This window comes from Halorientalis marina (assembly GCF_023028345.1).
Classification (GTDB): domain Archaea; phylum Halobacteriota; class Halobacteria; order Halobacteriales; family Haloarculaceae; genus Halorientalis; species Halorientalis marina.
Genome location: NZ_CP095488.1, coordinates 187,001 through 200,177, shown reverse-complemented (window position 1 = coordinate 200,177; position 13,177 = coordinate 187,001). Strand labels below are relative to the sequence as shown.

The window sequence follows — 13,177 nt, the reverse complement described above, 5'->3', positions numbered from 1 at the left end:
GAATAGAACAGTGTGTCGACGATGATGGCGGCGGTGTATCCCCTCCCTACTGCGCTACTCGGCCTTCGGCCTGCGTTGCTCCTTGAGGAAGGGGGCTTACCGCCTGCATTCAGCTAAAGGGGTAGTCCCGCGACTCGGACCGATGATATCGGCTCGAACGGCCGAGAGTCGCAACTGACCATGGCGTCGAGCACCTACAGCGTCTCAACCGACGGCATCGACCTGTGGACTCGGACAGCGCTGTGCAACTCGCACAAACACGTCTGACAACGACCGCATGTAGCGAATCTGCCAGTGCGAGATGGAGAAGTTTCATTCAGCACTGACATCATGTGGCATACCGCAGAGCCAACTGTTCAGGCACTTGTCGGTTCGACCTCGATCTCGATGCCCCCGCTCTCGCTCTCCGATGATTCGTCGTCGGCGTGGCCGCCCTTGCTTTCGTCGTCGGTGAGGTCCTCGAGCACGAGTTCGAGGTTGCGCTTGTTGGCCTTCCAGACAACGTCGAAGACGGTGCCGACGTACGGAATCGTGCCCCCAACCACGTCGAGCGAGACGTTCGCGATCATCGCCAGCAATGTCGTGTATCCGACACCGAGTCGAGCCGATTCGAGCACGATGTACAGTGAGAACGCGCCGCTGGCGATATCTCCCACGACTGGAATCGAACCGAGCAGTGGGTCAAGACCGACACGGTAGTCCGTGCCCGGCACACGGATGCTATCGTCGAGGACATACGCTACGGTTTGCATCCGCTCGATGGCGGCCCGGTCGACCGATTCCGGGATGTTCTCCAGACTGTCGTCAAACGCGTCCGACAGGTCTGCTCCGCCGTTACTGGTCATGGCCGTGAATTACAGTCACGGACGGATAACCCTGGTCCCGACTGGGTGGTCCAGACTGGATGGTATCGACTGGCGGGTCCCGACCGGGTGGTTTCGAGTGGTGACATCCTCCGCGCCGTGAACGGAGAGGGATCGAAGATCCCTCGGGCAGTCGGGCGAAGCCCGACGACGGCGCGGCTTCCCTGCACAGAGAGAACCCGGCTTGGTGCCGGTCGGTTTCAGGACTGACTCTCCGGAGGTCGGCGGGGCGGGTTTCGACCCTTGCTCGGGAGCGTCCTGTGGCCCTGTCACGGGGGCTCCCATCCACCGGGAAGTCATTGCCCCGCGGTTTCTCAACGGCGGTTCTCTCCCCGGCAGTCGAACCTTGCGGTTCCTGTGCCGGCTCCGGTCACGCCTTTTGACCGGGCTCGCGGAGCACCGTCGCCATGGGTGGTTGACGGCCCGACTCCCGTGGTAACCAGCCATCGGGAGTCGGCGGAACCCGTGTGCGAACAGTCGGCATGGGTGCTACTAACCGTTGGGGTTCCAGCCGGCCACCGTCTGGTAGTTTGCGGCACCGAGCTTACGCGATTCACGCCCGTCCCCAGAACGCTTCGCGTTCTGGTGTGCAAACGAGACGCGAAGCGTCTCGTCAACGCCGTGAACGGCGGGATTCTCTCGCTGACTCAAGATAGTGACGCTCACGAGGGATTCGCCGATACCGTGCCAGGCCGGCCGGAAGAAACGCGCCAGCCGGTGACCCAGCCGATACGCCGGTAACTGCTCGCGAGAGATACTATCAGTGTTGCATTCGCCCGTTCCATCATTGCACAGGCATATCTGCCAACAATTGTATGTATCGACCCCGCCAGTGCACGATTCAGAGGGTGGTTCTCCCATGTTCTGACCTTCAATTCAAGTTTCTCGTACTGGATCGACTGTCAGCAGGAATGTGTCATTGGAACAGCGGTCTGCTTGGTTAACAGCCTGTCATCGAATCAGTCTCACATTATCCCGGTGTTTCAGTCCCCGCAAAACTGGTCGCGGAGTTATATACATGGATACATAACAATTGGATATGCCCGGAGGAGGACGCTCGGACTCACCGGCGGTCAGGATGATCGGGGCTACCGTAGCGCTGATCGCTATCGTCGGCTACCTGTTTTTCGGGTGGTCGTGGGGGTCGGGTGACGCGATTCCCGCAGCGATTGGCACTATTGTGGCGTTCTCGATAATCGGATGGTCATTCTACAAAGTCGAATCATTCACAGCCAACTCATAGGCACTCCGATTCGTTCTATACGTTTGATAGGTTATATGAACCCCTGTGGTCAAGCCAAACCGCCGCTCGACTCTGCAAAGATTAGATGACTGCGCTGTGTACGTTGTTAGGTTGGATATGTCTCTAACCCTCCAAACTCGTAGCATTCCTCAGGTGTGGCGGATTACGATTCTCGGTGTAGGAGCTTCACTACCTGCCGCTGCTGTGATGAATTGGCTACCGAACTCTGAATCGACCATTGCTGGTGCGGTAATGATAATCGGAGCGTCGGTTGCTGGAGCTATCGCAGCCGGCCGTTCGACGGCTCCGAGTGCGGCCGGTCTCCGCGCTGGATTCCTCGGTGGCGTTATCGCAGTTCTCACGTATGTTTTTACGGAAGCTCTGACAGCGACTTGGTCGGCGTCCAGACTCGCGTTCTTCGTCTTTGCCGGCGGGGTAGTGCTGTGCATATCGCCCGTATTCGGGTTGGTCTTCGGTCGTGTCGGTGGCTGGGTGGCGAACACCTTTGCTCCACAATAGATGCCCACGACGAACAGCCCGTCCAAATTTCCGTCCTCAATGGAGCGGATCAGACAGATCGGGTTTGGCGGTGTAGGGTACGCGCAGTCTATGCATCAGAGCCACCTGAACATCAACGAACTCTGGTCGAAGCTTCAGCGATACGTTGACACTCTGAATCCATCAGGCGCTAACTGACAGTACCACAATAGATTAGATCGGAGCATGCAAGATAGAAGGCGCGTATGTAGCAACTTGGCAGGTCCTGGTGAATCGCCTCGGGGTCAAGCCCCGAGGCTTCCCGTTTCTACGACGTGACTTGCAGACACGGACTCGAAATGAGTCGTGTCCGTAGCGGTCACAGTCTCAACGGGCGTGTCTTCGGGCCATCCCAGCCCTAGTTCAGAAAAGCCGCGTTGTAGGACGTTCATCGCTGCGTTCGCATCTCTATCCGTCTCGAATCCGCACGACGGACAGGAGTGTTCCCGCACCCAGATGGGCTTCGCCGTCTCCACACCACACGGCGCACACTCTTTCGTGGTGCCTCGTGCTTCAACCTGTTTGACGTGGCATCCGTACAGGTCGGCTTTGTATTCGAGGAGGGTGATGAATTGTCGCCACGCTGCATCCTGCTTGTTCCGAGCGTTCTGCGACTGTTCGAGCATCCCCTTCACGTCCAAGTCTTCCACGAATACGGCGTCGTACTCGCGGACGAGCCACGTCGTAATCTTGTGCTGGTAGTCCAGCATCTTCCGCTTGATGTGGCGTTTGACCTTGGCGACCTTCAGACGTTGTTTCTCGTAGTTGCTCGACCCCTTCTCTTTCCGTGAGAGTTTGCGTTGTTCTCGTCGGAGTCGGTCGTATTCGTCTTCGAGGTCGAGCCAATCCACGGTGTGGCCGTCGCTTGTGTGGATGTAATTGAGTATTCCGAGGTCGATACCAACGCTGTTGCTCGCGTCCAGCGAGTCTACATCGGGTTTCTCGGGCAGGTCAGCCTCATCAGTTTCCAGACCAAATGTGACGAACCACTCGCCAGTCCGTTCCTTCTTGAACGTGACTTCTTTGATGATGGCGTGGTCGGGAATCGGGCGGTGGTAACGGATTTTGACCCAGCCGATTTTGCTGAAGCGGACGTACGCATACCTGTCACGGCCCCTCTTTTCATCGAGGTCGAAACCGGACTGGTTGTACGCCACGCTTCGGTAGTCGGTGGGTGATTGCCGTTTGAGCTGACCAACGTTGTACCCCTTCTCTTTCTTTTTGCGAAGATTCGAGAGGTTTCGATGGATGCGTGCAACGGTGGCTTGGGCGGCCTTCGAGTGCAGTTCACTGAAGACGGGCCACCTGCGTTTCCACTCAGGGAGTTTGTTGTTCTGGTCGTACTCACTCGGCTTATCGTCCTCTGGACTGTTCTCGTCGTCCCAGCGGACGTGGTTGTAGAGTTGGCGATGAACATTTAGATGGTGTTCCAGTCCCTCCGCTACCTCTCCTGTTGGGTAGGCGTGGTAGCGGTGACTGTGTTCCATCGCTGTCTCTTGATTAGACGTGTTTCAACTTAATGGTTTGTATCACGAGTTGTCGGCTTCATCCCCGAGGTCAAGCCTCGGGGTATTCGCCTTGTCCGCTGATAAAGTTACCAGCACTCACGGACGGTACTTTCGCGGCTTAGCTTCCGCTCGGTTACCGTGTACGAAGCCTCGATCGGTCCATGTCCCATCGGGAGGGGCGTCTCCGTCGGTGTCTCCGGCGTCGTTGTCGAGGGTTCCGCGTCGATGATATCCGACTGAAATTGCCCGCTCACGGTGGCGGTGAACCCGTCGGGTTCTGACGTAACTGAGACGGATTGGATTCTGACTGTAATCCCGTTTGTTCGTCCGATTTTATTCGGGTTGGCGGCGAGTGCGTCGTTGTACTGGTATGCAGTCTCGTACGCCGTGAGAAACTTCTCAACGGTTTCCGCCGTGAGTTCCGATGGCCGATCAGGATACGAACGCGGTGAGGTTGCCCCGTCAGTCGGCGGAGGGGGCTCATGAGCCGTGCACGTGTCTGTGGGTGTATCCGTCGTGCCCGACTGTGCGGAGAGACACCCGGCGAAGACTGGGTGGTGACACTCTCCTACAAGGACAGCGGGATCGTCAACCCTGGCAGTGAGCCCCCAACTGGCACCCCTCGACCGGCCGCCGTGGGGGTACCGACTTCGGTGCCCACGAGTGTCAAGATCTTGTACAGCTGCCAGGTATATACGATTTCGAACAGTAATTCCTAATAAAAATAGGGGGCGTCGGTCCGGTCGTTACTGGTTGTATGTGTCGGGGATCAGGACGACACCGTGGTAGTCAAGGAGGTCACTGATGACCTCGCCGATGCGACTGAAGTCCGGTTCGGGAGCGACTGCCGGCAGGTAGAACGCCGTCGAAGGTTCGTCTTCCATCTCGATTGTACATACTACTCGAAACCGAATAAACCTTCGTGCGTACTATACCGCGTATATAAATAGGGGTGAAAAGATAAGATTTCGTGTATGTTTGTCAAGCCGTACCACGGGTAGGATTCACGGTATGTCGTCGAGTTCGCGTTCGGGGCTGTTAGGAGGGTGGGTCGACGTGTCAGTCTTCGCGGAGCAGTACGCGGCCGGTACTCTGTACGACGATCGTGTACCCGCAGTAGGAGAAGGTGACACAGGCCGGTCGGACGGTTCCGTCGGAACCAAGATCGAAGAGCGCGTCCAATGCGGCCGGATTGATGCTCTCTGACAGCGCCGGGAGTGACGCGGGGTCTTCCCCCTCGAATCCGGCGATGGCGCTGACGATCCGCTCGCTCACGGCGGTTTCCCCGCCCCACTCGTGTACGAGGTTGTGTGTAACCCCGTCCTCCCCGTCAGTGATGGCTGTTGCCATATCACATAATATGAGACGGGATTCTATATTCCAATTCGCCTGTAATATTCAACATCTTTTTATCCGGTCGTCCGGACCTTCTACGTAGCTTCTGGAGGGGTCGCCCGTTGGCCGTGACGTCGTCCGCGTGCGGTCCGGGCGGCCGGACTCCAGGCCGAACCGTCCGCGGACGGAACGACGGCACGTGTGCGGGGCCTCAAGCCGTGCACAGCGACGTATCCCGGTGTGTGGGCCTGTGGGCCGTTCCGACACCGCACCGGCTGGGTCCGCTCGACACGTGGCCGTCGCAACCAGCAGACACGACTCATGACAGAGAACGATACCGCAACGTCGGCACCGACCGACGACGGAGAGGTGAAAGGCCGGTTACGGGTCGCGAACGTCGGCGGCATCGCCGAGGCGTCGGTTCCGCTTTCGCGTGGTGTCACCCTCGTCGCCGGGCGGAACGCGTCGAACAAGTCATCGCTGCTCCGCGCGCTCGCCGGTGTCCTCGGCGGGCCTGTGCCGCCGCTCAAGAGCGACGCCGACAGCGGTTCGGTCCAGCTCGACCTCGACGGGGCGGCGCACTCGCTGTCCCTCACACGGCAGGACGGCGAAACGGTCGCTGTCGACGCCGACCCGTACGCCACTGCCAGTGACTGCTGTGACCTGTTCGTCGCGCTGACCGAGACCAACCCCATCCGGCAGGCGGTGGTGACCGACGGTGACCTCTACGACCTCCTGATGCGTCCGGTCGACACCGAGGAGATAGAGGCCGAAATTAGCCGACTGACCGCCGAGAAACGGTCGCTTGACGAACGCCTCGACGAACTCGACCGGATGGAGGAGCGCCTCCCCGGACTCCGGAGCCGTCGGGAATCGCTCGAAGACGACATCGACGCGGTCACCGCGGACCTCCGCGATCACCGCGAGCGCATCGAAGAACTGGAGGCTGAAGCGGAGGCGACCGACGACGAGGCGGCCACGGAACTGACCGAGAAGCGCTCGGAGCGAAACGACCTCCAGTCTCGCATCCGTACCAACGAGGAGGCCCTGGCGTCTCTGGAGGACGAACTCGAGGAGGTCACCGAACGATTGGCCGACCTCCGCGGTGGCGACGAGGAGACGACCATCACGGACATCGAGGACGAACTGTCGACGCTCCACGGGCAGAAACAGCAACTCACCTCGACGATCAACGCGCTGTCCCCGATCGTCGAGATGAACACCGGGCTCCTCGACGAGGGAGCCGCAGTCCCGGACCGCATGACGGCCGACGACGTGGTCTCGGAGTTGGACCCGTCCTCGCAGTCGATCACCTGCTGGACCTGCGGCAGCACAGTCGAGCGTGCTCAGATCGCCGAACAGGTCGAGACCGTCCGCGAGATACTCAAAGAGAAGCGCAACCAGCGCGACACGGTCACTGAACGCATTCAGGTGTTGACCGAGCGGAAACGCGACATCGAAACGCGGCAGGCGGAACTCGACGACCTCGCGGACCGCCGCGACCGCATCGAGACTGAGATCGAGGAGCGCCGCGAGACCCTGGCCGACCTCCGGGAGCGGCGGGCCGACCTGGAGTCGGAGATCGCGACACTCCAGGAACGGGCCACGGAGCCCGAAGACGAGACGGACCGGCTCGCGGAGTGGTACGAGACGGTCGGTGACCTGGAGTACGAGCGCGGCACCCTCTCGAACGACCTGGAGCGCGTCGAGTCGGAGATCGCCGACATCGAAGCGGCCCTCGACGAGCGCCCCGAAATCGAGGACGAGCGGTCGTCGGTCGCCGACGCCCTCCGCGAGCAACGCGAGCGCATCGACGAGATCGAACGGACGCTGGTCGCGACGTTCAACGAACAGATGCAGGAGGTCCTCGACGCCCTCGGATACGACGCCATCGAACGGGTCTGGATCGAGCGACGGGTCGCCGGCAACGGGGCGTCACCGGAGACCGACTTCGACCTCCACGTCGTCAGGCGGACCGAGGACGGGCGGGCCTACGACGACACCGTGGACAACCTGAGCAAAAGCGAGCGGGAGGTCATCGGGCTGGTCGTCGCGCTCGCGGGTTACCTCGCCCACGACGTGGACGAAACGGTCCCGTTCGTCGTCGTCGACGCCGTCGAAATGTTCGACGCTGACCGTATCCGCGGCCTCGTCGAGCACTTTGCCCAGCACGCGCGCTACGTCGTCGCGGCCGTGCTCCCCGAGGAGCGGGCGGTGCTGGCCGACGACTACGCGGTCGTCTCGACCGCCTCCATCGCCGCAGACCCGTAACCGGCTCAGTCCGCCCCGCAGGAACAGCCGCCACGGGACAGGAGCTGTGAGAAGGAGTACTCGTCACCACACTGATCACAAGCCACCCGGAGGCTGAGCGTGACCGACGGTGCCGGAATAGTCAGCGCTCCCTGGTCGGTGAGCCGTGCTATCGTCCGCTCGGTGACCGACTCCGTTCGCGAGAGGAGTTTGAGGACGGTGGTGCGTCCTTCGTCGGGGTCGAGCCGGGTGTCGCGTGTCGTCTCGATGCCGAGACACTCGTTCAGGTGCGTCCTGACGGTGCCGTAGCTCACGAAGTCGTCGGTGACTGCGGTCGGGTCGAGACCGGCCCGGCGGAGGCGTGCCTCGGCGTCGACGCGTTGCCCGGCGCTGACGGAGTCGTCGGTCAGGAGTCGGTAGAGGTTCGCCGCTTCGCCGTCGATGACGTCCGCATCGGCCGACTGTAGGGCCGCTCGGAGGACGGCCTCGTTGAAGACGGTTTCGAGCTCGCGCAGGCTCTCGCCGCCTCTCCACCGCTCGCGGAGTTCGTCGCCCATCGTCAAATCCCACCGCTCGCAGACGCGATCGACCTTACAGCCAGTGTCGCCGGACATCCTAACGGCGGTAACGCGGCCCGGTTCATTAACCGCACGCAACCGAAGGCACGACTCGACCCGCGCACAATTATCGTCTCCCCAACACAAAAACTAATGTAGGTCGCTAAAGTGTATCCATGCAATCAATCACGGGAGCGGGCCGCGATGGGTCGCCGCCGGGGGGCGGCTGTCGCTGGCGACCGACCCGGCGCAAGCCGCCATGTCCATCACAGCGAAACTCCACATCCAGCACGACCACCTCGCGCTCGTTCCGACGATTCGGGCTCTCGAAGAGGTCGACATCAGGGTCATCACACAGGGGACGACCATGCCCGGAGTGACGGCGTTCCCCTTCCTCATCGAGTACGACGACCGCGAGGCCCTCGAGGAAATACTCGACTCGGACCCGACGGTGGCGTCGTACGACCTCGTCGACTGGACCGATGGAACCGGCGTCTACTACATCGAACACACGCCGGATACGAAACTCATCAGTCCGATCGTGACCGAAGTGAACGGGTTTCTCATCCATACCGAAACGAGAGGGCACGGGTGGCTGGTCCGCCTGCTACTCCCTGATCGGGCGGCGCTCAACACGGTCTGGGAGTACGCACGGGAACACGATATCTCCCTCGACATCATCGAGATATACGGGAACGAGGACGCAGGTGGGGAGGGCTCCTACGGCCTCACCGACGAACAGCGGACGGCGCTGAACACCGCCTACAGGCGGGGCTACTTTAGCGAACCGCGGGAGAAATCGCTCGACGAGGTGGCAGACGAGATGGGGCTGTCGTCGACAGCTATCAGTGGACGACTGCGGCGCGGGATGCGCAACCTCATCGCGGCGACCATCGCCGAGAACAGACCGGACGATTAGCCCCGGTTCTCAGTCCGAGTTCTTCGAGCGGTACACGGGCCGGAGCGACGTGGCGTCCTTGTCGTAGCCGAGCCACCGGCTGAGGATCACCGCGACGAACACGAGGTAGATCGGGAACAGCGCGACGAGCGCGTACCCAGCGACGACCGGCGCGATCATCTCTGCCCAGTAGAGGCCGCCCAGCGCTAAGAGTCCGACGATCGCCCCGGTGATCATCCCGAGGCGAAACGCGCGGGCGGCGTCCGGACCGGGCCCAATCGAGACCGTACCCATAGCAGTAGTTACAACCAGAGCAGTATAAATGACGCGCGATACTGGCTACCACCTCTCGTGTCAACGGGCATCGCTCCAAAAGATAAAAAATAAAGGATACAAATATATTTGAAAGGAATGCGTGAGAATACGCCTCGAGACGATCCCCAGAGTAGGGTTGGGTTGTTCACCGTCTTCTCCTCCTCGTCGTAACCTGGACCGGAGCGTTTCGGGCCGTAAGGACGTAATACAGCACCATCGACCGCGCAACACCGTGGGAGCCAGTAAGACAGCGTAGTGCCACCTTCTGCGCCCATAGAATGTACGAAAACGGGTCGCGAACCGATACCCGGTGTTTCAGGTTGGCCGCAACGACCATCGTCACCGAGCAGGTACTGGCTCGCTGAGGTAATATACTGTATCTTACTTTAATAAAGATATAACAGGAATCGAATTATGATTAGCCGTCCGCTGGTAGCCCACGGGTCCGGGCCGTCGCGGTGCCGGTGTTTAATACCCGTCGAGTAGTTCGTGGCGACTGGATGCGACTGGTGATGATCGCGGCCATCGCGGCGAACGGCGTCATCGGTGCGGACGGGGAGATGCCGTGGCACTACCCGGCAGACCTCGATCACTTCCGGGAGACGACGACCGGCCACCCGGTCATCCTGGGGCGAGTGACGTTCGAGGCGATCCGGGAGCGACTGGGCGGGCCGCTTCCCGACCGGGACACCGTGGTGCTCACGAGCGACCCGGCCCGGTTCGACGGGGACGTGACGGCGGTCGATTCGCGCGCGGCGGCGATCGAGGCGGCGGCCGCGACCGGCGCGACGACGGCCTACGTTGCCGGCGGGGCGTCGGTCTACGAGACGTTCCTCCCGGTGGCCGACGAACTGCTCCTGACCGAACTCGACGAGTCCGTCGCGGGCGACACAACCTTTCCTGCGGTCGCCTGGGACCGCTGGGTAGAGAGCGAGCGCGAGGCAGGCAATGCATTCGACATCGTCCGGTACCATCGCACGGAGACGCCGGCCCGGGGCGAGCGTGAGTGACGGGCTCCGGGTCCAACAGAAATGTGTCCGTACTAACATCCGATCAAATAGTCGACCGCAAATAAATGCCAGTAGTGCTAAGCGTGTTCATTTAATGGTATATGCCATCATGTTGCATAGGAATGTCAGACGACCATCCGAACTATCCGAGTGTCGACCAATCCGACCGGGTCGTGCCCCGGAATCTCCGCCAGACCGGGGACCCCGGAATCGAGATGCTGGTCTCGACGCGCGTCCGTAAATCGCCGTTCTTTCACAAGTCCTTCGACGAGAACGGCGCGTGGCGCTGTACCGTGTACAACCGTCTCTATCATCCGCGCGGGCTCGTCGAGCCGGAAGACGGCGGGGCGATGAAGGAGTACGAGGCACTGACCGAGAAAGTCACCATCTGGGACGTCGCCGTCGAGCGCCAGATTCGCGTCAAGGGACCGGACGCCGAGGCCCTGACGAACTACGTCGTCACCCGCGACGTGAGCCAGATCGAACCGATGAACGGGAAGTACGTCATCCTCTGTAACGAGGACGGCGGCGTGCTGAACGATCCCGTGCTCCTGCGCCCCGCGGAAGACGAGTTCTGGTTCTCCATCTCCGACTCCACGCTCATGCAGTGGCTCCAGGGCGTCAACGTCGGCATGGATTTCGACGTGGAGATCGACGAGATCGACGTTGCCCCCATGCAGATTCAGGGGCCCCTCGCCCTGGACGTCATGGTCGACGTCGTCGGCGAGGAGGTCAAGGAGATCCCCTACTACGGCCTGATGGAGGCCGAGATCAACGGGGTCGACTGTCTGGTCAGCCAGACCGGCTTCTCCGGCGAGGAGGGCTTCGAGGTCTACGTCAAGGAAGCCAACAAGTACGGCGAGCGCGTCTGGGACCCGGTCCACGACGCCGTCGTCGACCACGGCGGGATGCAGATCGCGCCCGGGCACCACCGCCGCATCGCGGCTGGCATCATGTCCTGGGGGCAGGATCTCGACCACGAGACCTCGCCGTTCCAGGTCAACCTCGGCTACCAGGTGCCCGACGACAAGGACGCCGACTACATCGGCAAGGAGGCACTCGAAGCGCAGAAAGAGAAGATCGAGAACGGTGACTATCCGTTCGAGCTCAAGCTCATCGGGCTGAAGATGGCCGGCGAGCCGATCCGTGACTACGCGCCCGACTTCTGGCTCATCTCGGACCCCGAGACGGGCGAGGAGTGTGGCTATCTCACCTCGCCGTGGTACAACCCCGACCTCGAGACCAACATCGGCATGGGCTTCGTCCCCGCCGAGATGATCGAGGCGGAGACCGACGTGCCGCTCAACGACGCGGTTTACGACGAGGAGCTCGACCTGGAGTTCCAGGTCCATCTCCCCGACGAGTACGCGGAGGAACCGGGTGAACCGGTCTTCGCGACCACCGCGAAGGTGCCGTTCAAGGAGTCGGTCAACCCGAGCGCCCGCGAGCAGGCCAAACTCGGCGCCAAACAGGAGGCCGAGTCCGGCAACGACTGAGGACACAGCGCCCCCGAACTCGCCATCACCACTCCCGTTCCTGCCGCGACGGTTTCGACCGTTTCCGACGTCCGTTCTCGTGTCCCCGCCCTCCGTCGTCGACCGGCCAGCGACGCGTCGTCGGATTCACCCAGTCAGTGTGACCGGCCGCTCTGCCGAGAGGATGATGTCCTGTGCAGTGCTCCCCATGACCACCTTCTGGACGCCCGACCGTTTGCGGCCTCCCACCACGATTCCGTCGACCTCGCGCTCGTCGGCGGCGTCCAGCACCGTCCTGGCGACCTCCCCGCCCGTCGCGACGCGTTCGACGGTCACGCCCTGCTCTTCGAGATACGCGGCCGCCTCGACGGCTGCCTCGATCTCCTCGAACTCGTGGTCCGGTGCACCGGCGTAATCCTGGTGTGGGAACACGTACAGTACCGTCGCCTCGACGGTCTCCGTGGCGTCGGGGAGCCCGGCCACGTACTCCGCCTGCTGACGCGCTCGGTCCGGGTCCCTGTCGACGGGAAGCAGGACCCGCCGACGGTCGTCGCTGAATACCGTTCCCGTCCCCGTGACGGTCACCGGTCGCTCGGTCGAGAGAAACACGTCCTGGGTGGTACTGCCGAGCAGTACCTGCGCGACACCCGAGCGTTTCCGCCCGCCCATCACGACTTCGTGACTGTCGAGTTCGTCCACCGTGCGAACGATCTCCTCCGAGACACCGCCGTCCTCGACGACGCGCTCCACCGACACGTCGTGCTCTTCGAGCAATTCGGCTACCGCGACCGCCGAGTCGACCTCCGAGAACGCCACCTCGTCCGCCGTGTCGAGTTCCCCGGGCGGGACCACGTAGAGTACAGTCGCCGTCACCTCCGCCGCCGCGTTCGGGAGGCTGGTAACGTATCTCGCCTGGTCTACCGCTCGATTCTCCTCTTCGTCGACTGGAATAAGCACCCTGTACATCCCGTGTCAAAGTCTCCCATGGAACGGCATATATCTACGCCCCCGTTCCAGCCGCGTGAGAACCGCCCGCCGGACTGGCCCGCACCGCCTTCGTGGTCCCGATGCAGCCCACTCGAACGGACTTCCCGGCCGGACTCGGCCGCCTTGCCCCGTCTCACTGCGGTCTCACACGACCGGTGTGCCTGCCGTGTCACGCCCACGGGCCGGGCTGATACCCAGT

The 13,177-nt window shown here is 61.8% G+C and carries 11 protein-coding genes and 2 pseudogenes; 5 read left to right on the top strand and 8 right to left on the bottom strand.

All coding sequences use genetic code 11. The annotated features are described in order from the left end of the window. Window positions 1-356: 356 nt before the first annotated feature. Entirely contained in the window at window positions 357-845 is a 489-nt protein-coding gene (locus MUG96_RS19920; protein WP_246989424.1) for a DUF4112 domain-containing protein, read from the bottom strand. 1,378 nt (window positions 846-2,223) lie between these two features. Here MUG96_RS19920 and MUG96_RS19915 point away from each other — a divergent pair. Next, window positions 2,224-2,625 carry a DUF5518 domain-containing protein gene (locus MUG96_RS19915; RefSeq protein WP_246989423.1) on the top strand — a complete coding sequence of 134 codons (402 nt, stop codon included), beginning with the start codon at window positions 2,224-2,226 and terminating at the stop codon, window positions 2,623-2,625. Between the two features lie 263 nt (window positions 2,626-2,888). Here the strand turns inward: MUG96_RS19915 and MUG96_RS19910 are convergent, their stop codons facing one another. The 3 genes from MUG96_RS19910 to ddfA all read right to left on the bottom strand — a co-directional run bounded on the left by MUG96_RS19910 (window position 2,889) and on the right by ddfA (window position 5,501). Next, window positions 2,889-4,130 carry an RNA-guided endonuclease InsQ/TnpB family protein gene (locus MUG96_RS19910; protein ID WP_246989422.1) on the bottom strand — a complete coding sequence of 414 codons (1,242 nt, stop codon included), beginning with the start codon at window positions 4,128-4,130 and terminating at the stop codon, window positions 2,889-2,891. 767 nt (window positions 4,131-4,897) lie between these two features. Next, window positions 4,898-5,035, bottom strand: a complete 138-nt coding sequence (locus MUG96_RS19905) for a hypothetical protein (RefSeq protein ID WP_246989421.1) — start codon at window positions 5,033-5,035, stop codon at window positions 4,898-4,900. A gap of 175 nt (window positions 5,036-5,210) precedes the next feature. Then, complete coding sequence (gene ddfA, locus MUG96_RS19900; RefSeq protein WP_246989420.1) at window positions 5,211-5,501, bottom strand: DdfA family disk-determining factor; 291 nt, start codon at window positions 5,499-5,501, stop codon at window positions 5,211-5,213. Window positions 5,502-5,807: 306 nt separating this feature from the next. Here ddfA and MUG96_RS19895 point away from each other — a divergent pair, with 306 nt between their 5' ends. Continuing rightward, window positions 5,808-7,757 carry an archaea-specific SMC-related protein gene (locus MUG96_RS19895; protein WP_246989419.1) on the top strand — a complete coding sequence of 650 codons (1,950 nt, stop codon included), beginning with the start codon at window positions 5,808-5,810 and terminating at the stop codon, window positions 7,755-7,757. A 5-nt stretch (window positions 7,758-7,762) separates the two neighbouring features. Here the strand turns inward: MUG96_RS19895 and rdfA are convergent, their stop codons facing one another. After that, window positions 7,763-8,350: a rod-determining factor RdfA gene (gene rdfA, locus MUG96_RS19890; RefSeq protein ID WP_373222135.1), complete on the bottom strand. Its 588-nt coding sequence runs from the start codon at window positions 8,348-8,350 to the stop codon at window positions 7,763-7,765. Window positions 8,351-8,552: 202 nt separating this feature from the next. On the opposite strand from rdfA, the gene MUG96_RS19885 reads away from it, so the two are divergent. Then, window positions 8,553-9,212: a helix-turn-helix domain-containing protein gene (locus MUG96_RS19885; protein ID WP_246989417.1), complete on the top strand. Its 660-nt coding sequence runs from the start codon at window positions 8,553-8,555 to the stop codon at window positions 9,210-9,212. 9 nt (window positions 9,213-9,221) lie between these two features. Here MUG96_RS19885 and MUG96_RS19880 read toward each other — a convergent pair whose 3' ends face one another. Beyond that, window positions 9,222-9,485, bottom strand: a complete 264-nt coding sequence (locus tag MUG96_RS19880; RefSeq protein WP_246989416.1) for a hypothetical protein — start codon at window positions 9,483-9,485, stop codon at window positions 9,222-9,224. A gap of 521 nt (window positions 9,486-10,006) precedes the next feature. Here MUG96_RS19880 and MUG96_RS19875 point away from each other — a divergent pair. Continuing rightward, window positions 10,007-10,516, top strand: a complete 510-nt coding sequence (locus MUG96_RS19875) for a dihydrofolate reductase (RefSeq protein ID WP_246989415.1) — start codon at window positions 10,007-10,009, stop codon at window positions 10,514-10,516. A 122-nt stretch (window positions 10,517-10,638) separates the two neighbouring features. Further along, the gene (locus MUG96_RS19870) at window positions 10,639-12,012 is read left to right on the top strand and encodes an aminomethyltransferase family protein (RefSeq protein WP_373222134.1); all 1,374 of its coding nucleotides are present in this window, start codon (window positions 10,639-10,641) and stop codon (window positions 12,010-12,012) included. A gap of 126 nt (window positions 12,013-12,138) precedes the next feature. Here MUG96_RS19870 and MUG96_RS24305 read toward each other — a convergent pair. After that, a pseudogene (locus tag MUG96_RS24305) lies at window positions 12,139-12,474 on the bottom strand (universal stress protein); the annotation flags it as partial. Between the two features lie 81 nt (window positions 12,475-12,555). After that, window positions 12,556-12,957: pseudogene (locus tag MUG96_RS24300) on the bottom strand (universal stress protein); the annotation flags it as partial. Window positions 12,958-13,177: the final 220 nt, after the last annotated feature.

Excerpts from the sequence above, each read along its gene's own strand:
- MUG96_RS19895 (WP_246989419.1), top strand. The coding sequence starts at position 5,808 with ATGACAGAGAACGATACCGCAACGTCGGCACCGACCGACGACGGAGAG.
- MUG96_RS19910 (WP_246989422.1), bottom strand. The coding sequence starts at position 4,130 with ATGGAACACAGTCACCGCTACCACGCCTACCCAACAGGAGAGGTAGCG.
- MUG96_RS19875 (WP_246989415.1), top strand. The coding sequence starts at position 10,007 with ATGCGACTGGTGATGATCGCGGCCATCGCGGCGAACGGCGTCATCGGT.
- ddfA (WP_246989420.1), bottom strand. The coding sequence starts at position 5,501 with ATGGCAACAGCCATCACTGACGGGGAGGACGGGGTTACACACAACCTC.
- MUG96_RS19920 (WP_246989424.1), bottom strand. The coding sequence starts at position 845 with ATGACCAGTAACGGCGGAGCAGACCTGTCGGACGCGTTTGACGACAGT.
- MUG96_RS19880 (WP_246989416.1), bottom strand. The coding sequence starts at position 9,485 with ATGGGTACGGTCTCGATTGGGCCCGGTCCGGACGCCGCCCGCGCGTTT.
- MUG96_RS19870 (WP_373222134.1), top strand. The coding sequence starts at position 10,639 with ATGTCAGACGACCATCCGAACTATCCGAGTGTCGACCAATCCGACCGG.
- MUG96_RS19885 (WP_246989417.1), top strand. The coding sequence starts at position 8,553 with ATGTCCATCACAGCGAAACTCCACATCCAGCACGACCACCTCGCGCTC.
- rdfA (WP_373222135.1), bottom strand. The coding sequence starts at position 8,350 with ATGTCCGGCGACACTGGCTGTAAGGTCGATCGCGTCTGCGAGCGGTGG.
- MUG96_RS19905 (WP_246989421.1), bottom strand. The coding sequence starts at position 5,035 with ATGGAAGACGAACCTTCGACGGCGTTCTACCTGCCGGCAGTCGCTCCC.
- MUG96_RS19915 (WP_246989423.1), top strand. The coding sequence starts at position 2,224 with ATGTCTCTAACCCTCCAAACTCGTAGCATTCCTCAGGTGTGGCGGATT.